Source organism: Halomonas sp. V046 (genome assembly GCF_052645355.1).
Map to the genome: position 1 here is coordinate 29,258 of NZ_JBQXYF010000015.1, position 21,963 is coordinate 51,220.

A 21,963-nucleotide genomic window follows, 5' to 3' on the forward strand; every position below is an offset into this window, starting at 1 on the left:
GATGCGCAAAATTCGTCGACGAAAGTATATGTGAACCATTGTTTCATTTTTTTAAGACCGGTGTTAGTTTTAATTAGGGTCGCGATTCGTAGAACCGAATTCAGCGCTAGACCTGCTCGGACACTGGCTTGGAACGAGGGCATGAGATGCACGGCCACTTCCCCGGCGGGATACCAGCGAAGCAATCCATAGAGGAGCTTTGTTTCAGCCATGTTTTCTTATATTCGCTATCTCTCTTTTATTGGCTTAACCGTTGCGGCAACACAGACGTCAACGGCATTGGCGGCGGACACTATCCTTGTCACGAAACTCGAGCGTACGACCAATACACACAGCCTGACGCTACCCAAGGTCTCTCTGACTCGAGTCTTCGATGACGGCTCATCATTTCTGTTTGAGAAATCCTGGTACTGGCAGGAAGGCTTCAATGACAGCGGATGGCCCAGCCATGACGAAGCCTACATTAACTATGCCTTACCAAGCTTCAAATTCGGTGATGCGGAAAATTGGTCATTGGCTCCCCAGATCGGCGCCAAATTTCGCTCCAATGTGACACGCGCCCTGTTGGCGATGAAGGTTAACTATGCCGGCGACGGTTGGAACCTCGGGGCCCGCTACCGCTATGAACAAGACACACAGAACGATGTGACGGAAAAGAGCACGGCTGGCCGTATCGATATCTACGCAAGCTACGCGCTTAACGACACATGGACGCTGCTTTACAACCCGCACTATCACTTCAAACAAGAAGACGACTCGCCAGACTACTCAACAGGCGACAGGGCCTACCTGGAACAGGAATTTATTGCTTTCTATAACATTGACTCCGACAACATGCTCTTTGGCGGTTATATCATGAGAGCCAAAAATGCCGAGGACATGGCGGTAGACCCTGGCCAGAGATACAGCTCCATCCTGTTCGGATACCAACACAAGTTCTAAACCAAATACTCAAAAAAATCATTCATTTACATAAAGTTAAATCACCTAGATAAGGCAAGGTCACGAAAAGCTCGTCCAACACCAACAAGACATTGAGCAAGGGGCATTCCATGGAAAAACTTCGCTACCACCTTGACCGGATCATGCAGGCACTCTGTTGCTCGCTCTTTGCCCTCATGGTTCTCGTCGCGACCTGGCAGGTCATTACTCGCTATCTTCTCGGCAGCCCCAGCACCATGTCGGAGGCCTTTCTTCGGGTCGCCTTGATCTGGCTGGCGCTGCTGTCGATTGCCCTAGTCGCGGGTCGCCGCGAGCATGTCTGCCTCTCCGCCGTGACCGACAAACTGCCCGATGGCATGAAACGTATCGTCAACTTCTGCATCGAAGGCATCTTCATCGTCTTTGCCATCTTCGCCATGATCTACGGCGGCGGCACCGCCACCTTCAACACCATGGACCAGATCTATCCGATGCTGCAGATCCCCAAGGGCCTCATCTACATGTCCCTACCGGCGACCGGCACCATCATTCTTGTCTATTGCATACTCAATTGCATCGATCTCTATCGGTCCAGCACCAGCACCAGTGAGGCCCTGTCATGAATGCCGGCATCGTCCTGCTCGCCAGTTTCATGGCGCTCTTGTTTACCGGTGTCCCGATCGGTATCTGTATCGCGATCTCATCACTCGCCACCATCGTGCTCACGCTGCCGCTGGATATCGCCATCATCACCACGGCCCAGAAGATGGTATCGAGTCTCGATAGCTTCACGCTGCTAGCGGTACCCTTCTTCATTCTGTCCGGTGTGCTGATGAATAGCGGCGGCATCGCCCTGCGCCTGGTGAACTTCGCCAAGCTGTTCAGCGGACGCATCCCCGGCTCGCTGGCCCATACCAACATCGTTGGCAACATGATGTTCGGTGCCATCTCGGGCTCAGCCATCGCCGCATCGACCTCGATTGGTGGCGTCATGGTGCCGATGAGCGTCCAGGAAGGCTACAGCCGGCCATTTTCCGCCGCGGCCAACATCGCCTCGGCGCCCACCGGCATGCTGATTCCACCCACCACCTCGTTCATTCTCTATGCACTGGCCAGTGGCGGCACCTCGATCTCGGCGCTGTTCGCCGGAGGCCTGGTGGCCGGCCTGCTCTGGGGTATCGGCTGCATCGGCGTGGCCTTCGTCATCGCCAAGTCCCACGGTTACACGACGCTGCCGGACCTGAACAACTCGTCGATCGGCAGAGTGATCGGTGATGCCATGCCCAGCCTGATGCTGATCGTCATCATCATCGGTGGCATCGTGCTCGGCATTTTCACCGCGGTCGAGGCCTCCGCCATCGCCGTCATCTACACCGTTTTTCTGACCATGGTGGTCTATCGCAGCATCGACATGCATGGCTTCTACCAATCATTGATCAAGGCGACCCAGACCACCGGCATCATCATGTTCCTGCTCGCCGCGTCCTCGGCGATGTCATTCGCCATGTCGATCACCGGTCTTCCGGCAGCACTGAGCCAGGCCATTCTTGGTGTATCTGAAAACCCCGTCTTCGTCCTGCTGATCATTACCGGCATGCTGCTGGTGGTCGGCTGTTTCATGGATATCGGTCCCGCCATCCTGATCTTCACACCGATTCTGCTCCCCATTACCAGCAGCATCGGCATCGACCCCGTGCACTTCGGCATCATCATGGTGTTCAACCTGTGCATAGGCACTATCACTCCGCCCGTCGGAACGGGGCTTTTCATCGGAGCCGGTATCGCCAAAGAAAAGGTCGAGAATCTGCTGTTACCGATGATGCCCTTCTATCTGGTCATCCTGATCACCCTAGTGCTGATCACCTACGTTCCCCAGGTCACCCTGTTCCTGCCAAGACTCATGGGCCTGTAAGGCACTCGTTCAACGTGCTTACGCCAAGATTCTCACCTGCCACGAGAGACACTGCATGACCGTATACCCTGTCAAGCACAGTCCACTTCTGCGCCAGAAAGAACGTTTTTCCTCGCGCAACGAAATCGTCGGACTGATCGACAAGATCATCGACAACCTTATCCATATCGAGGACACGAGCGGTGAATTCCTGATCCACCTCGACGATGGGCGCTCTATCGACACCAAGGGTTGGACGGGCTGGGAGTGGACCCATGGCGTCGGTCTGTACGGGATCTATCGCTTCTACGAACTGACGGGAGAAACCCAGCACGCCAACATCATCGATGACTGGTTCACCGCCCATTTTGCCCAGCCACTCGCCACCAAGAACGTCAATACGGTTGCGCCTTTTCTGACCCTGGCCTACCGCGTCGAGGAGACCGGCAATCTCGCCTGGCGGCCCTATCTGGAGGCCTGGGCCGACTGGGTGATGAACGACATGCCACGCACCGATCGCGGCGGCATGCAGCACGTCACCTACCACAGCGAGAACCATCAGCAACTGTGGGATGACACCCTGATGATGTGCGTGCTGCCGCTACTCAAGATCGGCAAGCTGCTCGGGCGTGAAGACTACGTGGACGAGGCCAAGTTCCAATGCCTCACCCACGTTCAATACCTGATGGATAGGGAGACCGGAGCTTGGTTCCACGGCTGGACCTTCGACGGCCATCACAACTACGCCAAGGCACGCTGGGCGCGCGGCAACAGCTGGCTGACCATCGCCATACCGGACCTGCTGGAGCTGCTGGATCTACCCGAGCGAGACCCTTTCCGCCGCTACATGGTTGAGGTCCTCACCGCCCAGGTCGAAGCGCTTGCCGAGTGGCAGGACGAATCGGGGCTATGGCACACGCTGCTCGACGATGACGGTTCCTACCCGGAGGCCTCCGCCACGGCGGGATTCGCCTACGGCATCCTCAAGGCGGTACGCCTGCGCTATCTCGACCCGAGCCACTACGCCATGGGAGAAAAAGCCGTTCAGGGTGTCGTCCGCCACATCGGCACCGATGGTGAACTCCAGCAGGTGTCGTTCGGCACCGCCATGGGTGACACCCTGGACTTCTACCGCGAGATCCCCCTGACGTCCATGCCCTACGGTCAGGCCATGGCAATCCTGTGCCTGACCGAGTACCTACGCACCTACCTGTAGTCGTCACCCGGCGGTAGGCCCGCACCGGGCTAGGCTCTACGCCGCCTGCCACCTTAGCTTGTCAACCAGGAGCGTCGGGCGGTGCCGAACATGGCCGCTCCCGGCGCTCCCTTGAGGACTTCTTCATGGCACGATACATCGCACCTCCCGCCCTGCTCGCCGCCGTGCTTGCCAGTGCGGCGACCCTGCCGACGATCGCCCTGGCTCAGGAACCCCTTGAACTGAGACTGGGCTACGCCCAGAACTCTCAGCCGGTCAAGGATGCCCTGGCGCTGTTTGGCAAGCTAGTGGAGGAAAAGTCAGACGGCTCACTTCGTATCACCTACTTTCCCGACAGTCAGCTTGGCGGCGAAGGCGAACTGGTAGAGCTCATGCAGACCGGCGCCATCGACATCACCAAGGTCTCCGGTGGCCTGATGGAGAGTTTCTCGCCGCTGTACAGTGTGTTTTCGATGCCTTACCTATTCGACAACCAAGAGCACTTCTTCACCGTCATGAACGACCCCGACATCATGGACGAGGTCTACCAGTCGACCGCGAACCAGGGCTTCGTCGGCTTCGGCTGGTACGACTCGGGCCAACGCAACTTCTATACCAAGGACACCCCCATCCAGACCGTCGACGACCTGGCTGGCATGAAGATTCGGGTGATGCAAAGCCAGACCGCCGTCGATGCCATGAAACTGCTCGGCGCATCCCCGGTGGTCATGGCCCAGGAAGAGGTCTACACCGCCCTGCAGCAAGGTATCCTGGATGGCGCGGAAAACAACGAATTTGCCCTGACCTTCGCCCGCCACGGCGAGGTGGTGGACTACTTCGCCCTCGACGGCCACACCCGAGTGCCCGATATCCTGCTGATCAACCGGCGCACCTATGAGCGCCTGAGCGACGATCAGCGCACCCTGCTGCGCGAGGCCGCCAGGGAGTCCACCGACTTTCAGATCGGCGCCTGGGCCGCCGCCATCGCCGAGGCCAGAGTCCGCATCCAGGGCGAGTTCGGCGTCACCATCACCGACGTCGACAAGGCCTCGTTCCAGGCCGCCGTACAGCCCATGTACGAAGCGCTGAAGGATCGGCCGCCTCTTTACGGGCTGTATCAAAAAATCGCCGCCGACAGGGAGGTAGCCTCCCCCGTCCAGGCCGCTGCCACCAAGGCCAGTCCCGCTGCTGTGGACAACGACACTCGCCAGTGACCCTTTGCCTGCCCTGATGCACCGGCAATGTCCACGCGGGGCTGCTTCTCGCTAAAGTAGCCCCGCTGGTCATCGCCCCCGAGGCAAGCTCAGGCGCCGTGCGCTAGCCAACCCCACACCAGGCCAGGCCTCTCGTGCCTGCCGCCGGACGCACGCAGCGGCCGATGGAATTTTCCCTCAGACGGTGGGGCCGACTCGGACACGACGCCCTTCACGAGATGGTCGGCGCGTGCACGTGACGAAGAGCGTGACAGTATGGTGCTTGGCAGGAACCTGACAGAGCAGCCGGCCGCACCTGCCCGAGCCCCGACGTCTACGCCTACGCCTACGCCTACGCCTACGCCTACGCCTACGCCTACGCCCCACCGATCATCGCCACCCCGTGACCCAACCGAAAACGCTATGGCAGCCGAGGACGGCCAGGCGGACTGCTCGCGTGCCGGGGCACGTTTCTACTGCCGGCACTTGGCGCGTCACAGCTAGGACGGGCGGGGCCGGAGGCTCGGTTCACGAGCGCCGCCGCTGATATCGATACGATCGGCGAGTGCCCAAACCGCATCCTTGTGGACCTGGGAGTCACGAGCACGCGGCCATTGAGGCGACTTGCCTTGGCATGGGGCCCGTCGTCTCAGTACACCCTCTTGACACGGTATCCACGGTTGCTGAGCAAGATCAGGCCTCCCTTCCCTGCTATCATCTCGGCATCCATCGATGGAGTGACCGCCATGAAGGCAGTATGGCTGTGTGGGCTGGTAGTCGTGTCCATGGCCGCGAATGCCGGTGAAGCGACCTTCGAGGCGTCAGACTCCCCCTACGGCTTCGCTCTCGAATACTGTGACGACAAGGGAGGGCTGGCACGGTTCACCTACAGCAACGGGGTCTACACGTTCTCATGTGCGGACGACGTGACGAGCCTGATTCGGATTACTCATTGAGAAGGCATCGAGCCGGGGAAATCGCTCGATGAACCACTGAATCTCCGAGGATCGTCTCGATACCCGTCGGGCTCCGGTGGAACGCCGTCCGTGTTCCATGGTCGGCAAGGCATTGATCTTACCCAGCAATCGTGGACACCGGTCTAAGCGATCATTCGGGCCTCGAAGGCCTCTGGGCTGATCATCCCGATTGCACTGTGCCGGCGCTGCCGGTTGTAGTCCAACTCAATGTACTCGAACACCTTCCGCCGCATGGCCGCTCTGGTCTCGAACCGCTCGCCGTGGATCGCCTCGACTTTGAGACTGTGGAAGAAGCTCTCGGCACAGGCGTTGTCATAGCAATTGCCTTTGGCGCTCATGCTGCACAGGAGGTCGTGTCGAATCAGCAGCGATTGGTACAAGGCCGAGCAATACTGGCTGCCTCGGTCGCTATGCACGATGACTCCCCTGGGCATCTTTCGGCTCCACAGCGCCATCTGGAGAGCGTCGCCGACCAAGTCGGCGGTCATCCGTTCGCTCATCGCCCAGCCGATCACCTTGCGCGAATACAGGTCGATCAGCACCGCCAGATAGAGCCAGCCTTCACCGGTCGCCAAGTAGGTGATGTCGCCCGCCCACTTCTGGTTCGGCACGTCGGCGGTGAAGTCCTGTTCCAGCAAGTTTGGCGCCACCGGCAGCGAGTGCCGAGAATTCGTCGTGGCTTTGAACTTGCGGGCCGCCTTGGCTCGTAGCCCTTGTCGCTGCAGGCTGGCAGCGACGGTCTTGCGGTTCACCGGCAGGCCCTTGTCACGCAAGTCCAAGGCCAGCCTGGGGGCGCCTGAGCGCCCCTTGCGATGATGGTAGGCCTCAGCCACATGCCGGTCGAGAGCAGCCTGCTGGCGGCATCTGGGCGGCGGTACACCATCGCGCTGCCGCCAAGCGTAGTAGCCGCTGCGCGCGACGCCGAGAACCGCGCACATGCGCTGGATGCTGAAAGTCTGACGATGCTGGTGGATGAAGGCGTACTTCACTTCAGGCTCTTGGCAAAGTACACCGCGGCTTTTTTCGCGATTTCAAGCTCTTCCGACTTCTCGGCCAACTGTCGCTTGAGCCGGGCATTCTCGTCGGCCAGGTCGTGTTCGCGCGCTGAGGCGCTTTGTAGCTGCTGGGCCTTGCTCCGCCACTGGTAGAGCTGGCTGGGCTGGAGGCCAAGCTCTCGCGCGGCAGCACTGATGCCGACACGGTCGGCGAGCGCCAAGGCCTCAGCCTTGTAGTCCTGGGAGTAGCGGGTACGGATCTTCTTCATCGAAGCTGCTTGCCTTGCCATGGGTCACCTCGTTTCAGTGTATTGCTTAACGACGTGTTCATTGCTGCTGGGCAAGATCAGACAGCCCTGATGCCGTTAGTATTCGGCTTGGCGGTATCCATGACACTAGGGGCGATACAGTTCTCTGCGAACGGCGTATCTCATATTTTCCAATCGCCCCCTCGCCCTTTCCGGCACACCAATACGGAAGTACCAGAGACCGTGACGGGACCTGAACAGATAAGGAGCGCTGGAACGCCTGAGGCTGGAACGCTTGGAGGGCTTGCCGGTCTTGCTCGAGGGGAGGGTCTTGCGAGGCGTGGGACGCATCGATGCAGGCATGTTTGTACCGCCTCTTTGTACCACTGAGGGTCAACGAGGAAGAGCATTCAGCGACATGAAAGTCTTGGCCTGAAATGGAGGCGGCCCCGACAGGGTCTTCCCGATCTAATGCACAGAGTCTTACCGAGGGGGACTTCCGAGGCACTAGAAATTGATTTTAAAGGGGTTTCACCAAGGCATCTTTTATAGGTGCCTGCTAAGGGTTCTAGCAAGGATCGTGGCGAATTTGTATCACTAAATGGTGTACCGGCAAGAATAACACCAGACAGGGGTAGCAGGAATGGCGTCTATCTGCTAAAAATTAGCGTTGTATTTATAAAAAAAGGGAAGAAATGATTAGGAAATATAGTTCAATTGCGATCACTAGCCTAAGCCTACTACTTAGCAGTACAGCATACTCAGATGACCAGCTACCAGAAGATTTTTCAAAATACGAATGGCTTTTAGATGGCGCCAGAGAAGTAATCAGGAGAGAAACTGACTTCGCACCTGTCACCAGCTGCATCGATTTAAACAGGAAATTTGCAGGTGAAGCCACAAGCAGTATCCAGAAGGAAAGAGCATGGGAGGATTACGAAGGAAAGCTTATCCCTTTAACAGGAATCGTTGAAGAGGTCAAAAGAATACCATTAACACACGACTATCTAGCCTTTTTCAAATGCCCCAACTCAGAATCCTTCATGGTAGATTTCACTGTTGAAATTCCACAGGAAATGGAAGAATATGCTTTCGAATTAACTCCAGGCGAAAGAGAAGATATATATGTAAGACTTACGGATTACGGCGACATGATGGGAGTATCAACTGAGATAGATGCCTTTGAACTTGAAACGAGCAACGGGGAATCCTGCTTTTCTTATTTAAGCACAATGTCCAGATCACCAGACGAATACAAATACAGTTGCTATGAAAACGAAGAAAACACAAGATTTGAAAATTACACCAAAGAAGCTAAAACCTCACAAATTTTAAGCAGTTTAAAAACAGACGATGAAATCGTTATTTTTTCCACTTCACCGGAGGATGTAGACACCTACTTAGCATTTATAAAAAACGGAGAGGAAAGCAAGTTCTATTCCTCAGACAGCGAGAATAAATGCGTAATCACAGCAAGCTACCTCAAAGAAAACAGAGAGTGGGCTACAAACATTCTGAAAGAAATAAAACCTGACCTGTTCGCGGAAGATAACCAAGGGAATATTAACGATTGGCATATCGCCCTTGATCAACACATAACCAGCTCAAACAATCAATCCTACACCTGCGAACAGATACAGGTGCTGAGAGGAGTGATTTTTACAGCATATATATCGGGTCCCGCGTGATTAATGACTCGTTTGTGAAAAAGCTCAGGGCGCTTTTTTTGCCAGCTTTTCATCGCCGCTATCGGGGGCTGGTGGTGTAGCGCTTTCTGCTGGATGCAGTGATTGTAGAGCCAACAGTAACGCTTGAGCGTTTGCTCCAGGTCCTCCCTTGATTCGTACCGCCGAGTGGCCAGCACATCGCTGATGCGGCCATTGAAACGCTCGACCATCCCATTGGTCTGGGGGTGTCCCGGGCGGATAAGTCGGTGTTCCACATGATGCTGTTCACAGGCCTTGTCGAAGATATGCTGCCCTGTTGGCTTGCGTTCACCGCCCGAGGTGAAGCGATCAGTAAAGCACTTGCCGTTGTCTGTCAGTACCTTCTGGACCTTGAACGGGGCCTTGTCGAGAACGCGATGGAAGAACGCTTCGGCATCCTTCGCTGACTGATTGGAGCGCACTTCAAGATAGACCCAACGGGTCGCTCGGTCGATGGCGACAAACAGGTAGCGTCGTTGGGCCTCATCGGGCATCTGTGGAAGATACTTGGTGTCGATGTGCAGGTAGCCTGGCTCGTAGTCCCGAAAGGCCTTGGGAGCCTGCTTGTTGTCTTCTCTGTCCTGGCGTGCCAATTCAGCAAGCGTTGGCACCTGACGCCTTTTGAGCATCCGATGCAAGGCGGCACGGGAAAGGGCCGGATGAAGAAACTCACGGGCTACCACGAGGAGATCATCCAGCCCCAGGCGAAGGAACGTTCTGGCGGCGATGAGAACTTCTTCCTGTTCCCTGTTGAGGGTCGCCAGAAGGTTATGACGCGTGTGAGGACGATCATGGACGTCGTCTCGATGTCGCCACCGGCGGATGGTCATATCGCTAACGCCAAAGCGCTCCGCCAGTGCCGTGTCCGGGATGTGAGCAGGGGCGGCCTGGATCTCAGCACGAATCTTGGGTGTTGTCGTCGCTTGCTTATGCAGCTTGCATGTCCATCTCGATGCTCCTGGACGAACTGACGAAGAAGGCTTCTGGCAGCAATCAAAGGATAGCCCCTCTTCGTCAATTGAACATCCGAGACCCTACAACTAGAAAGAAGGGGGATTGTATGACATCAGTCATCCCCCAACTTAAAGTAACTTCATAATCTTCTAACCTATCGTGTCAAGACTTTTGGCTGTCGCCAGTGTCTTTAAAAGCACCTTTCTTAAAACTTGCTCTTCAAGAACTCATAAGTATTAGAATAAAACTCAAAATAAATATCAACAACCCAATTTGACCATGTGGCTACTATGTCTGGAAAATCCACACTTGGTTCAAGTAGCAAGAGACCATAGCCAACTATTAATGGGATATTGAGGAAGAACAGGATGTACAAAACAAATATCAGCCATACAATAGACTCCACTATTGGCAACGGCAGATACTTCCCTCCATGCTCAGCAACAGACATAGTTAACTTCTCAAGCATCCTAATTGAAAAGCTGTTCCTATATTCCTTAGCACCACAATGAGGACAAGACTTAGCAGTAGTACTAACTTTACCTTCACACTCATTACATTCAACTATAGCCATTTTAATCTTCCATGATGGTTTTTTTGATGCTATACCCTAATCTAAATAGTGTCAATCAGTAACGAGAAGATTTCCCCTTCTATCATTATTTTAAGCATGTAAACATGCCTCAATGGTGACTAAACATCACTTCAAAAGGGCTTTTCCTAGGCATTTTAAGGCCTACAAACGCCTTAAAGGGCATACCCTATGCCTAACTTAGGCACACCCTAAAGCGCCTTAGAGGGGCTTAAAAAGCCTATTGAATATCTATAGCTTCAACCACACCAAATATGCTTTCAGTCTTATACTGCTTTCCATACCTGTTATTGGTGATACCACCTGCTGTATGCCCAAGAAGACCGCCTATCAGATTCTCTGAAAACCCCTTTTGCTTCAGATAGTCTGCAACAGTGTGGCGATAGCTGTGGTAATCCTTTCTCTCATCTTCCTTTTTGATACCTATAGACTCTCTCAACCTTCCAAACCACTTAGAGGGCTGTGCTGAATAACCATGATGCTTATGCCATGTAAGCTCAGAGAATACCCTTCCACCGTCTCCTAGTGCTTCTACATACTCCATAAAACCAAGATCAACCAACGTATGGTGTATTGGTATCAGCCTTTCTGAAGATAGGGATTTAACGTTCTGATCAGGATGGATAGCTTGAACATGGATACAGGGGATACCATTAACCGTCTTAATATCTTCTTTGTAAAGCTGACACGCCTCATTCAACCTGAGAGCGCCATACAGCCCTAGGTACGGCAACCAATATCTATGTGGCCTAGAGCTATTTCTAAAGGGTTTTACTGCTTCAAAAACCTTTTCAATATCCTCTGTTGTGAACACACTCCGGTATGAGGAAACCTTCACTCTCTGCTTTATTTTCATTGATAAGAAGGGATTTCTATCCGTGTACCCTTCCCTCTCAGCGAATGCAAAGACTGAAATAAGGTTCTTGATATAGTTGTTGTAGGTGGTGACAGAGATCGTGCTAGTAGCTTCAGCAATGATCTTTGTAAGGGGTCTTGCTAGGGTACTTCTTCAAGGTACGTGTAGCTAAAGGAGGGAGCTTTAGAGCTGTATCGCGGAAGGTCTTGGCATCGCCCACCGTGTAATAAGAAATATTCTTATCTCCAGCGACGCGGATCAAGAGCTTTGTAACAGAATCCTTATCATCGAGTGTCTTTATTGAAACACCCTCTAGCAATTGATATTTCCTATATGAGGATATTAGGTCAGACAGCTTAGGCAAGGTCTTGCTAATGGGGGTGTGGATAGATTTGCTTGGGGATTTACTGGGACAGGATTGGAGGCTTGAACCACTACCAGCATTGTCGAGCATCTGGCGTGCTTCTATCAGAGCCTGTGCAGCCCCTAGGAAGGCTTCGCGCTTGTTTCTGGTGCCTAGGGAACGTCTGATTTCCCGCTTGCCTACAGAAGTCCTGAGAGGTTCAGGAACTACCAAGCGAAAATACCAAAGGCCGTGGCGAGATCGGATCAGGTAGGGAGGGTTTGAGGGCATTGGATCACCATATTGGATCACTGAACGGATCGAATGGCGAAAAACCCTTCAAAAACAATATTTTTTTACAGAAAGGAGGCGGCCCCGACAGCCACATCCCGGCACACGCATCCACCGCTACCGTTGCTCCCTTCCGGGCCTGGCGGGGTTCGCAGTTTCGCGTTGCGGGAGGACCGACGGGGCCACCACAGCGGGGCAGTTCGACTGACCAGCGAAGAGGCGCTTGTGTTGCGAGCGCTCAGCTTGGACATTGCCCGATATTCGACTTGTAAAATCAGCGATTTGTCTAAGTCGGCGGGCACTATACCAACGTCGCAGCCGGACCACAAGCCTGTGTCGACTATGCTTTGCTGGAACACTCAGAAAAGGGTCGCAATGTGCGAAATGGCCCCCAAATGTGTAAGGTGGATGCACTATCGCCTGGCAGCTTACGCTCGCCAGGCGCTGTTTTCAGAGGAACTGCCAACGCACGATCACACCGCCAGAAGCCAACACGAGGAGACGTCATATGAAGAAGGATCCGAACAAGGGCTACATCGCACTGCTGGGCTGGAGCCTGAACGCCATCGAGGCGGCCGAGAACTTCGATCGACGCTATGTCGTGGTGGCGCCTGACTGGGCGGAGGACTACTGCAAGCAGCATGACATCCCCTATGTCTCCTGGAACTTCGAACGCCTGAACGACCGCTCCATGGAAATCGCCGTGACCCTGAAGGAAATGGGCGTCAGCGTGGCGATTCCGCTGTTCGAGGAAACCGTCGAGTGGGCCGGTGCGATCAACTCCGTGCTGCTCGACAACCCGCGCCTCTACGGCCAGTCGCTGTTGCTGCGCGACAAGGCACTGATGAAGCGTCGTGCCCAACTCGGCGGCATTCGTGTCGGCATCTTCGAGGAAGCCCACGACAAGGAGGACGTCGTACGCTTTCTGAAGCGGGTCAACCAGACGCTGTTGAAGCTCGACGGTGACCCCAATGACCCGATTCACCTGAAGGCCTTCGACAAGGCCGGCTGCCTCGGCCACCGCGTCATCCGCACCCCCGATGAGGTCGATACCATCCCGGACGAGGAGTTCCCGGTGCTGATGGAGTCGCACCTGGATGGCTGGGAGTTCGCGGTGGAAGCCTGGATTCACGACGGCAAGATCGCCTTTTTGAACATCTCGGAGTACGTGACGCTCGGCTACTCGGTGTTCGTACCGGCATCGCCGGAGCTCGAGAAATACCGAGACCAGATCAAGAACCAGATCGAGAAGCTGATCAAGACCTTCGACATCGAGTTCGGCCTGATCCACCCGGAGTACTTCGTCACCAGCGATGGCGAGATGTACTTCGGCGAAGTGGCCTATCGTCCGCCTGGCTTCAAGGTCTTCGAGCTGCTCGAGCGGGTCTACGGCTTCAACGCCTATCAGGCCAGCATGCTAGTCTTCGATCCCAACACCAGCGCAGAGGAAGTCGCCGACTTCTTCCCCCGCGAAGTGGTCGATGCCAATGGCTTCGCCGGCTGCTTCGGCGTCTATCCGCGTCGTCGCGTGGTCAGCCGCCTGGAAATTCCCGAAGAGGTGGAAGACCACGCCTATTTCGAGTCCCACGAGTTGACATCGCCGATGGAAGAAACCGTGACCAAGCGCACCGCCTTTGGTACCCATTGGGGCCTGGTCTACTTCAAGGGCGAGGATGCCCATACCCTTCGCGACCTGCTCAAGGCCCAGGAAGACCTCGACTACTACGTCTAAGTCCGCGCCTGAGGCGTTCCTGTCGTTGACACGCCAGGGCTCCCGAACAAGGCCCGCGATGAGCCCTGATCGATGAGCCCTGATCATGACGGCCGCTCGCCAGCCGGCGCAGGAGGCAAGCGCAGTCACGGCGTATACGCCGTGCCAGCTACCCCGACCGGAGCGCCATGCCTTGGCCCCCCGGTCGCGGCCTAGTCAACGTTTGTGCGACGAGCCACCCCCCTAGCGTCGAGCCCCTGCGTTCGTCATATCGCGCGCGAGGCTACCCAACTCCCGACTCATGGGTATACTGCCCTGTCAGGTTTGATCAATGGCATCCGCGCGATGCCATGTCGGGTCAACCCACTACCATCCGGGAAACAAGGAGCCGGTGTGACGACCCAAGACCCCCAGACCCCTGCCGTCAGCGACAAGCTCGCAGGCTTGCTGGTCAAGCTCGACGACGCCATCGCGTTGCTCGCCGAGGCCAAGGACTTCGTCAAGCCCGCCAAGCTGTCTCGCGTGATCGATACCGCTCGGCGAGTGCTGTTGCAGGACGGTGGCTGTGGCGCCATCGAAGAGCGCGCCGAACGCCTGGAAGCCGCCGGAGTCTTCTCCGGCTCCGACTGGGCCAGCCCTCAGATTCTGATTCCTTCGCTGACGTCCCATGCGCTGAAAAGTCCCGACGCCAACATGGTGGTGATCGAGGCGCTGAGCGAACTACGCATGCTGGCCGTGGCCAAGCAACGCTATCGTCATGAACTGATCACCGATGAGGCGGCTCACCACTACCTGACCCAGGTAATGGCCATCAACCTGTGGCTGTTGTTTTCTCCCCCTTCCGAGGCGGAGCGGGAAACCCAGGGCCGGCTCGCCCTGATCACCCGCTCGCTGTTCCAGTATCTGGCCGACCGCATCGGCTACGAACATGTCATCGACGAGTTGATCACGGAGATCTGGCGCATTCTTCAGCAGCGCCCCATCCAGGTCGATGCGGTCAAGCAGATGATCACTCAGATCGCCATCTGCCAGGCCAACCCGGCCATCGACCTGGGCTCCAGCGGCCAAGGCGCGGACCGCCTGGTCAGCTCGCTGTTCGGCCCCACCCAGGCCTGCCGTGAAGATCCCGGTGTCGAGACCTACCGCGAACGCCTGTCGAGCATGGATGCCGGAGCACTGCAGTACGAAGCCTCAGGCTTTGCTAGGGCCATGCACGATACCGGCCTGGTCTCGCCCTACCATCCGGTGCTGCTGCGGCACCTGCTGGACTTCGGCGATCACCTGGTCGCCGAGGCGCTCGGTCTGTCATCCACCGGCCGCGACTGCATGCTGTGCTATCGCGACCTGGTCCACGCCATGATCCGCGGCGCGATCTACCCGACGACCCCCCAAGGCGTCTATGGGCTGGCGCTGACCCTCGAGCGCGGGATCCTCTACCAGGCACCGGTGGCGCCGGCCCTGTGGCGCCAGTTGGGGCTGAAGCTCTCGGATTGGTCCGAGGCCCGCCTGCATGCTGCCTACGGCGACAGCGTCTCCTATCGCGCGCGGCTGATGGAGGGGGTGCTGTGCATGCTCGGCTTGCCCCTAGGCGTCGGCCAGGGCAACAACCCCACCTGCCAGTCGGCACGGGCGCTGTCCATGTGGGCCTACAACGACCCGGACTATCTGCTCCAGATGGTGGCCTGGGCCGCCCGCGATGACGAGATCATCATGCACTTCGAAGGCCAACCGATCTCGTCCCAGGAGAGCGAGTCCGGCGTGGCGACGACCCTGCCGCTCGACCTCGATCCGGTGTCGCTGCTGGTCGTCCCCCATCTGGACCGCATCTACGCCGAGATGGGACGACGCTGCATCGGCCGTGAGGGCGACCCACACCGCTGGGTCAACCCGGAGTTTCATGGCTGGTGGGCGGGTCGTGGCTTTCGCATCAATGTCGACGTGGCCTCCGGCAAGCTGGCCAACATGGACAGCTTCCTGCGCCATTTCTACGCAAGCTATCATCCCTACTACAACGGCAACCAGCCACTGATCCATCCTCAACCCGCCGGCATCGCCGTGACCGACAGCGCCGCGCGCTTCATCGGCTGGCACGCCATCACCATCCTGCGCGGGTCGCTGGATCCCCAGGACGTGATGCGGATCTACTTCTTCAACCCCAACAACGACAGTGGCCAGGATTGGGGCAATGGCATCAAGGTCAGCACCGCCGGCCACGGCGAACGCTTCGGGGAAGCCTCGTTACCGTTCGAGGAGTTCGCTTCACGGCTCTATATCTACCACCATGACCCGCTGGAGCACGGCGAGATCGCCCAGGTCAAACAGGCCGAGCTCGATCGCGTCACGGCCATGGTGCATGGCAGCTGGGGAGCCGACCGCATTCCGCCCACCGACCTGCAGGCCGACGAGGGCGTCTAACCCGCCCACGGGTGTCGCCAACCCTGCGCCGCCGTCCCGAAGGACGGCGGCGTTTTCGTGTCAGCCCTTGCCGGGTGGCGTCACCGCGGACTGGCTAGCCGTCGCGGTCTCGACCACGTTCGGGACGTGGCACGGCGCCGCTCCGCGCACGACGCTGCCACCAGCGAGCCATCAGCGGTGCTGCGAACATCAAGGCGATCATGCGCAGCAGGTGATGGAAGGCCACAAACACCGGATCAAGATCGAGGGCCACGGCGAGAATTGCCATTTCGCCGATTCCCCCCGGCGCCAGGGCCAGCAGCGCGACATCACGAGGCACGCCGACCAGTCGATGGATGGCCTCGGCAAATAGCGCCAGCACGGCCAGGGCTATCAGCGTCGCCACCGTGGCATCGAACACATAACGCGTGAAGATGGCCCCGGACAGGCCGCGGAAACGCGATCCGATGGCGCTACCCAGCACCCACAGGACCAGGTTCATCGCCTCCGGCGGCAGGGAGAAATGCGCCACACCAAAGCCCGACAGCAGCGCGGCCAACAGCAGCGGTGCCAGCAACGACGGGGTCGGTATCCTCAAGCGCTGGCCGAGCCAGATGACCGGCCCTACCGCGAGCACGAGCCAGGCATCCTGCCACGCGGACGCCACGCCCGCGGTACCCGTGGCTGGCTCCTCGAGGGCCCAGAACAGCGGCGGCAACAGCAACACCACCAACACCACCCTCAGCGACTGGGCAATCGCGATCCGCGCCGGATCCCCCCCGCTTTGCTCCCCCATGATGATCATCGCTGTCATCGCCCCCGGCGCCGAGGCGAACAGCGCACTAGTGGCATCGAAACCGCGGCGACGATACCAGGCCGCCGCCGCCGCGGTGGACGCGGCCACCCCGACCATCAGCAGCAACGCCGACAACGCCCAGTCCTCAACTCGGCTGGCGAGCTGAGGCGTCACCTGACTGCCCAGCACCAGCCCCATCACACCGAGAAAGGCGCCGCGCACCCGCTCGGGCACCTCGACACGGACGCCACGGCTCGACAACAGCAGATTGGCCACCAGGGGGCCCAGCATCCAGGCCAGCGGCAGGCCGGTCAGGGCGAACAAGGCCCCGCCCAGGGCGCCAAACACGAGTGACCGGACCAGCGCCAGCCATCGTCCACGATCCATGCGTGCCTCTTTAATTACCCGACTAATCAACCCAGTATGGCATACTACCGACGTCCGCCACCGCTCGCCAAAGGTCCAACCCCTGCGCAGGAAGACCATTCGTGCCCCGGACACATGACCTACCGGCCCCGTCCTTCGATGTGGACGTCCGCTCTCCTCAGGAAGTCATCATGCCCCGCCTCGACCAACTGCTCGTCAGCCAAGGACTCGCCCGTTCTCGTACCCGCGCTCAGCGCCTGATTCGCCACGGTCGGGTCAGCCGACTCGCGGATGGCAAGGTGCTCACGCGCCCCGGAGAGAAGTGCCCGACGGACCTTGCCCTGCAGGTGGAAGACGATCCCGAGGAGCGCTATGTGTCCCGTGCCGGCCTCAAGCTCGAAGCGGTCATCGAGACCCTGGGACTGTCCCTCGACGGTCTGACGACGCTGGATGTGGGGCAATCGACCGGCGGCTTTACCGACTGCGCGCTACGCTCTAACGCGGCTCACGTGATCGGCGTCGAGGTCGGTCACGACCAGCTCGACGCCAGCCTGCGCAGCGATCCGCGCGTGACCTGCCTCGAAGGCCTCAACGCTCGAGCCATGGCCCGCGAGCCGCGCCTGCTTGGTGCCATCGCCGACCACGGGCCGATCGCACTCGCGGTGATGGACGTGTCGTTCATCTCGCAGACCCTGATCCTGCCGGAGATCGCCGCCCTGCTGGCCCCGGGGACGCGCCTGGTGTCCTTGGTCAAGCCGCAGTTCGAGCTCGGTCCCGGTGGCGTCGACGCCCGTGGCCTGGTCATCGACCCTGCGCGCTACGCCGAGGTCGAAGCCCGCATTCGCGACGCCTGCTCGGCCTGTGGCTTTATCATCGAAAACTGGCAAGACAGCCCCATCCTGGGCGGCGATGGCAATCGTGAATTCCTGCTCCTGGCCCGGCGGGCGTGACGCGCCCCACCTCGAGGCGCGAGTGGTTGCCGGCGAGGACGACACGGCTCCCCGGACGGACGGCGCTTGAGCGGTGGCCTCGACACCGCAAACGACCCCGAGCACGCGAAGCGCTCGGGGTCGTGTCTGGGTCTCAGCGCCCGCTATCGGCCGCCGCCGTCCCCTCCCCCGCCATCGCCGATACCCACGTCACCGGGATCGCCACGGGCCCCCGGCGGCGGATGATCGGCCTCGGCTGGCGTCGGTGAACTGGCGCGATTTCCCCAGCTCTCGCGGCCCGCGCGCTGGATGTGGACATCGAGCTTGTCGAACGCGATGCGAATGCCGTTCTCGGCGAACAGGTCCCCCACTCGGCCATTGATCTCGTCGGTCGCCAGCAAGCGATCTCCGAGGGCATTGACGTAGATACGCACCTCATACTCCATGGTGCTGGAGGTATAGGCCATGAAGAATATCTCCGGGGGCGGATCGGGCAACACCCTGGCATTCTCGCCGGCGGCCTGTTCCAGCAGGCGATGCACCAGGCGCCGATCGGCGTCGTGGCTGACACCGTAGCGCAGCGTGACCCGAGTAATGCTGTCCGACAGTGACCAGTTGATCAGCTGATCGGTGACGAAGGTCTTGTTGGGAATGATGATTTCCTTGCGATCGAAATCGGTCACCGTGGTCGCACGAATACGAATCCGGCTGACGGTGCCGGTCAAGTTGCCGATGGTGATGGTGTCGCCGATGCGCACCGGGCGCTCGAACAGGATGATCAGGCCGGAAATGAAGTTGGCAAAGATCTCCTGTAGACCAAAACCGAGACCGACACCGAGCGCGGCCACCAGCCACTGAAGCTTCGACCAGGACACCCCTAGGGTGCCCAGCGTCATCACGGTGCCCACGCCCACAATCACATAGGACAACAGCGAGCTGATGGCATAGGCACTGCCCTGCTTGAGTTCGAGCCGCGACAGCACCATCACCTCGAGAAGCCCCGGTAGGTTGCGCGCCAGCATGACCGTGAGGCCGGCGATCGCCAACGCCACCACGACATCGGCCACACTCAAGGCGTCTTCCAGGGCCTCGCCGCCCTCACCGGTGGCGCCATCCACCAGGTTGACGTGGTCGAGGTAGGCGAAGACCGCCAGGAAATCTGCCCACACCACGTACAGCAGCACGGCGAAGCCGATCGTCAGAATCAACTTCGACAGGCGCAGGGACTGCTGATTGACCTGCTCCATGTCCAGCGGCGGCTCCTCGACGATATCGAGACCACGATCGCTGTCGTCCTTGGCCAGGGCACGTCGGCGCGCCAGGGCGCGGCGATAGGCCAGGCGTCGTGCCGCCACGGCCAGGCCGCGCACCACGGCCGCCTCGACCAGGATCCAGACCCCAAGCAGGTAAAGCGTCAGCACGAACCGGCTAACCAGGCTAAGCGCCGAATAGACGTAGCCGTAGAGCACGGCGCCGCCCAGCACCAGCGGCACCATCGACATCGCCAGCCCAAGGCTCAAGCGAAACAGCTTGACCCCGAAAAAGGGCGTATGAGCCAGGATCAGCTTGGCCATCGCCACGGTCATGCTGATCAGCCCCGCCAGCAGCAACCCCAGCCCCAGCGGGCGCTGGTTGAAGGTCAGGGCCGCGTCACGCGCCAGAGGGGCGATCAGCAGCACCGGTATCATGCTCACGCCGAGCCACATCATCCACCAGCGCAACTTGCGCACATAGCCCACCGGCCAATGGAAGTGACGCGTGGCAACGCCATCGCTGACCAGCAGGCGCCGAGCCCAGGCCACCACACCCCAGGCCAGCGACAGCTGCAGCACAGAGCTGCCGATATCCACTGCAGGCCCACTGCCTCCCAGCACCAGCACCAGGCCGAACGCCACCAGACACAAGGGGCCGGGCGCCGCCACCAGAGCATTCAACGCGACCGCCCGGGGCGTGTGCAGCTGGGTGTCATAGCGCAGGTGGCCGATCTGCTCATGGGTCTTGAGCAGGCGCCGTTTTATCCGCCGACGCAGCAGGATCAGTATCACCGCCAGCAGCAGCACCGGCAGCGCCAGCCAGGCTGCCGGGCCAGGCGTCGTCCAGTGCGCCGGCAACGCACTGCGCCATTCCCCTTCGCGCCACTCCTTGGCCAGGTTGGAGGGCAGCTTGGTCAACCAGGCCAGGTCGATGGGCCGAGCGTTAGCGACCCAGAACAACTGCTCGTCGATGGTCGCCCGCAGCTCCTTGGAAATGGTCAGCAGCTGCTGTTGGTTGAGCTGCAGGTCGATGGCCGATGTCAGGATCTCGCCGTACGTCGGCTCGAGTTGGTCGATCAAGTCCCGCCGTGAACGATAAAGCTGCTCCAGGGGCGCTACCAGGCCTTCCACATTGTCGACGCCGGCCTCTTTCAAGGTCTCGCGCGCCATGCGCTCAGGAGAGCGCAGCGCCTCGCGCTGGGAGTCCAGCTCGAATTGCTCGAGGCGCACGTCGGCGATTTCATCACGCAGGTCCTTCCTGGCTTCCACCTCGGGCAATGCCTCGCGCTGCTCGCGCAGAATGCGAGACAGCAGCACGCTGCCGCGCACGGCTTCGATATTCTGCGCCAGCCCCTGCTGCAGGCGCCTCACCCGGTCGAGTTGACGACGCACTTCGAGACCGTCACGCACCAGGTCGTTGGCTCGCGAGGTCGATGCCAGCAGGTCCTTGGACAGCTCACGGTTGGTATCCTGAGCGCTCTGGATGATCGGGTGCTCGACGATCGCATCCGGCTCGTCGCGCACCGCCTCGGCGATCGCCTGCTCGGACTTCTCGCGTCTGAGGCGGTCGAGCTGGCCCTGCAGTGCCGAAACCCAGGCTTCTTCGCTGGCCGCCTCCAACTCCAGCAGCTCCGAGCGCTGCTGCAGCAGCTCGCGCAGCCGCGTGTTGGTATTGAGCTGGCGCTGGTTGAGGCGCAACTGGACCTCGGCCAGGGCGCGCTCGGCCCTGACCTCGAGACGCTGAGGGGCGTCGTCGGGCACATCGCGACGATCCAGATCTTCAAGCGTCACACGACTATCGTCGATGCGCCGCATGGCCTCGGCGATGGCCTGCTGGGCACGCTCCGGCAGCGTCTGCGCGCCCAGCAACTGGCTCTGCAACTGGGTCAACTCGTTCTGCGTCCCTTGCAGCGTTCGGTTGGCGTCTGCCAGGCGACTTTCCAGCTCCTCGACCGACAGCCCCTCGATCTGATCGAGACTCACCGATTCCGACTCTTGACGCGTCTTCAGCGTCTCTTCCAGGGCCTCGAGCTGCTGCGGCGCCTCTTCGATACGCTGGTTCAAGTCGTTGAGCTGCTTGCGCGCCTCGGCAAGCTTCTCGACGGCATCGATCGCCTCACTCAGCGCGTCGATGTCGTGCTGGGCGGCTTCGCTTGGGGGGTCGCTGGCATTGGCCTGACGATCGTTCAGCCGTTGCTGCAGCTCGGCCTTCTCCGGCAGCGGCGACTCGATGTCCTCCATCGCCTGAGCCCTGACATCGAGCGCCATCATCAACAGCAGCACAAGGCCGAGCAGCGGCAACACCAGACGCAGACACGCAGTCACTAAACGGGGGCACGGCATCGGCTCTGG

At 59.0% G+C, this 21,963-nt stretch carries 17 protein-coding genes and 1 other RNA gene; 10 read left to right on the top strand and 8 right to left on the bottom strand.

Annotated elements, in window-relative coordinates:
* The first annotated feature begins 210 nt into the window (after window positions 1-210).
* The 6 genes from ACUN9Y_RS18440 to ACUN9Y_RS18465 all read left to right on the top strand — a co-directional run bounded on the left by ACUN9Y_RS18440 (window position 211) and on the right by ACUN9Y_RS18465 (window position 6,156).
* Entirely contained in the window at window positions 211-942 is a 732-nt protein-coding gene (locus tag ACUN9Y_RS18440) for an oligogalacturonate-specific porin KdgM family protein (RefSeq protein WP_445462190.1), read from the top strand.
* A gap of 110 nt (window positions 943-1,052) precedes the next feature.
* The gene (locus ACUN9Y_RS18445; RefSeq protein WP_445462191.1) at window positions 1,053-1,544 is read left to right on the top strand and encodes a TRAP transporter small permease; all 492 of its coding nucleotides are present in this window, start codon (window positions 1,053-1,055) and stop codon (window positions 1,542-1,544) included.
* Window positions 1,541-2,833, top strand: a complete 1,293-nt coding sequence (locus ACUN9Y_RS18450) for a TRAP transporter large permease (RefSeq protein ID WP_445462192.1) — start codon at window positions 1,541-1,543, stop codon at window positions 2,831-2,833. The genes ACUN9Y_RS18445 and ACUN9Y_RS18450 overlap by 4 nt, the downstream gene beginning before the upstream one ends.
* A 55-nt stretch (window positions 2,834-2,888) precedes the next feature.
* Window positions 2,889-4,028, top strand: a complete 1,140-nt coding sequence (gene bglB, locus ACUN9Y_RS18455; protein WP_445462193.1) for a beta-galactosidase BglB — start codon at window positions 2,889-2,891, stop codon at window positions 4,026-4,028.
* Window positions 4,029-4,153: 125 nt separating this feature from the next.
* Complete coding sequence (locus ACUN9Y_RS18460; RefSeq protein ID WP_445462194.1) at window positions 4,154-5,221, top strand: TRAP transporter substrate-binding protein; 1,068 nt, start codon at window positions 4,154-4,156, stop codon at window positions 5,219-5,221.
* Window positions 5,222-5,946: 725 nt separating this feature from the next.
* Window positions 5,947-6,156 carry a hypothetical protein gene (locus ACUN9Y_RS18465; RefSeq protein ID WP_445462195.1) on the top strand — a complete coding sequence of 70 codons (210 nt, stop codon included), beginning with the start codon at window positions 5,947-5,949 and terminating at the stop codon, window positions 6,154-6,156.
* A 143-nt stretch (window positions 6,157-6,299) separates the two neighbouring features.
* Here the strand turns inward: ACUN9Y_RS18465 and ACUN9Y_RS18470 are convergent.
* Window positions 6,300-7,462 (bottom strand): IS3 family transposase gene (locus tag ACUN9Y_RS18470; RefSeq protein WP_445462196.1). Its coding sequence is split into 2 segments (ribosomal slippage): window positions 6,300-7,204 and window positions 7,204-7,462, totalling 1,164 coding nucleotides; the frame shifts between segments, so codons are not numbered across the junction.
* A 653-nt stretch (window positions 7,463-8,115) separates the two neighbouring features.
* Between ACUN9Y_RS18470 and ACUN9Y_RS18475 the strand changes: the two genes are divergently transcribed.
* Window positions 8,116-9,108 (top strand): hypothetical protein, encoded by a 993-nt coding sequence (locus ACUN9Y_RS18475; RefSeq protein WP_445462197.1) that lies wholly within the window; start codon window positions 8,116-8,118, stop codon window positions 9,106-9,108.
* On the opposite strand, the gene ACUN9Y_RS18480 is transcribed toward ACUN9Y_RS18475, so the two are convergent.
* The 5 genes from ACUN9Y_RS18480 to ffs all read right to left on the bottom strand — a co-directional run bounded on the left by ACUN9Y_RS18480 (window position 9,039) and on the right by ffs (window position 12,341).
* Complete coding sequence (locus tag ACUN9Y_RS18480) at window positions 9,039-10,061, bottom strand: IS481 family transposase (protein WP_445462277.1); 1,023 nt, start codon at window positions 10,059-10,061, stop codon at window positions 9,039-9,041. The genes ACUN9Y_RS18475 and ACUN9Y_RS18480 overlap by 70 nt on opposite strands.
* 224 nt (window positions 10,062-10,285) lie before the next feature.
* A complete protein-coding gene (locus ACUN9Y_RS18485) occupies window positions 10,286-10,654 on the bottom strand; it encodes a hypothetical protein (RefSeq protein WP_445462198.1) in 369 nt (122 codons plus the stop codon).
* Between the two features lie 238 nt (window positions 10,655-10,892).
* Window positions 10,893-11,528, bottom strand: a complete 636-nt coding sequence (locus ACUN9Y_RS18490) for a site-specific integrase (RefSeq protein ID WP_445462199.1) — start codon at window positions 11,526-11,528, stop codon at window positions 10,893-10,895.
* Window positions 11,529-11,640: 112 nt separating this feature from the next.
* The gene (locus ACUN9Y_RS18495) at window positions 11,641-12,162 is read right to left on the bottom strand and encodes a DUF6538 domain-containing protein (protein ID WP_445462200.1); all 522 of its coding nucleotides are present in this window, start codon (window positions 12,160-12,162) and stop codon (window positions 11,641-11,643) included.
* Window positions 12,163-12,244: 82 nt separating this feature from the next.
* Window positions 12,245-12,341: signal recognition particle sRNA small type (ffs, locus tag ACUN9Y_RS18500), an RNA gene on the bottom strand.
* 329 nt (window positions 12,342-12,670) lie between these two features.
* On the opposite strand from ffs, the gene ACUN9Y_RS18505 reads away from it, so the two are divergent.
* Window positions 12,671-13,894 (top strand): ATP-grasp domain-containing protein, encoded by a 1,224-nt coding sequence (locus ACUN9Y_RS18505; RefSeq protein ID WP_445462201.1) that lies wholly within the window; start codon window positions 12,671-12,673, stop codon window positions 13,892-13,894.
* 372 nt (window positions 13,895-14,266) lie between these two features.
* The gene (locus tag ACUN9Y_RS18510) at window positions 14,267-16,288 is read left to right on the top strand and encodes a hypothetical protein (protein ID WP_445462202.1); all 2,022 of its coding nucleotides are present in this window, start codon (window positions 14,267-14,269) and stop codon (window positions 16,286-16,288) included.
* A gap of 94 nt (window positions 16,289-16,382) precedes the next feature.
* Here ACUN9Y_RS18510 and ACUN9Y_RS18515 read toward each other — a convergent pair whose 3' ends face one another.
* A complete protein-coding gene (locus ACUN9Y_RS18515; RefSeq protein ID WP_445462203.1) occupies window positions 16,383-17,450 on the bottom strand; it encodes an AbrB family transcriptional regulator in 1,068 nt (355 codons plus the stop codon).
* Window positions 17,451-17,620: 170 nt separating this feature from the next.
* Between ACUN9Y_RS18515 and ACUN9Y_RS18520 the strand changes: the two genes are divergently transcribed.
* Window positions 17,621-18,379, top strand: coding sequence for a TlyA family RNA methyltransferase (locus tag ACUN9Y_RS18520; RefSeq protein ID WP_445462204.1), 759 nt, complete (start codon window positions 17,621-17,623; stop codon window positions 18,377-18,379).
* 143 nt (window positions 18,380-18,522) lie between these two features.
* On the opposite strand, the gene mscK is transcribed toward ACUN9Y_RS18520, so the two are convergent.
* The gene (gene mscK / locus ACUN9Y_RS18525) at window positions 18,523-21,954 is read right to left on the bottom strand and encodes a mechanosensitive channel MscK (RefSeq protein WP_445462205.1); all 3,432 of its coding nucleotides are present in this window, start codon (window positions 21,952-21,954) and stop codon (window positions 18,523-18,525) included.
* Between the last annotated feature and the right edge of the window lie 9 nt (window positions 21,955-21,963).

Coding starts and splice junctions, on each gene's coding strand:
- ACUN9Y_RS18440 (WP_445462190.1), top strand. CDS start 211: ATGTTTTCTTATATTCGCTATCTCTCTTTTATTGGCTTAACCGTTGCG.
- ACUN9Y_RS18445 (WP_445462191.1), top strand. CDS start 1,053: ATGGAAAAACTTCGCTACCACCTTGACCGGATCATGCAGGCACTCTGT.
- ACUN9Y_RS18450 (WP_445462192.1), top strand. CDS start 1,541: ATGAATGCCGGCATCGTCCTGCTCGCCAGTTTCATGGCGCTCTTGTTT.
- bglB (WP_445462193.1), top strand. CDS start 2,889: ATGACCGTATACCCTGTCAAGCACAGTCCACTTCTGCGCCAGAAAGAA.
- ACUN9Y_RS18460 (WP_445462194.1), top strand. CDS start 4,154: ATGGCACGATACATCGCACCTCCCGCCCTGCTCGCCGCCGTGCTTGCC.
- ACUN9Y_RS18465 (WP_445462195.1), top strand. CDS start 5,947: ATGAAGGCAGTATGGCTGTGTGGGCTGGTAGTCGTGTCCATGGCCGCG.
- ACUN9Y_RS18475 (WP_445462197.1), top strand. CDS start 8,116: ATGATTAGGAAATATAGTTCAATTGCGATCACTAGCCTAAGCCTACTA.
- ACUN9Y_RS18485 (WP_445462198.1), bottom strand. CDS start 10,654: ATGGCTATAGTTGAATGTAATGAGTGTGAAGGTAAAGTTAGTACTACT.
- ACUN9Y_RS18490 (WP_445462199.1), bottom strand. CDS start 11,528: ATGAAAATAAAGCAGAGAGTGAAGGTTTCCTCATACCGGAGTGTGTTC.
- ACUN9Y_RS18495 (WP_445462200.1), bottom strand. CDS start 12,162: ATGCCCTCAAACCCTCCCTACCTGATCCGATCTCGCCACGGCCTTTGG.
- ACUN9Y_RS18505 (WP_445462201.1), top strand. CDS start 12,671: ATGAAGAAGGATCCGAACAAGGGCTACATCGCACTGCTGGGCTGGAGC.
- ACUN9Y_RS18515 (WP_445462203.1), bottom strand. CDS start 17,450: ATGGATCGTGGACGATGGCTGGCGCTGGTCCGGTCACTCGTGTTTGGC.
- ACUN9Y_RS18520 (WP_445462204.1), top strand. CDS start 17,621: ATGCCCCGCCTCGACCAACTGCTCGTCAGCCAAGGACTCGCCCGTTCT.
- mscK (WP_445462205.1), bottom strand. CDS start 21,954: ATGCCGTGCCCCCGTTTAGTGACTGCGTGTCTGCGTCTGGTGTTGCCG.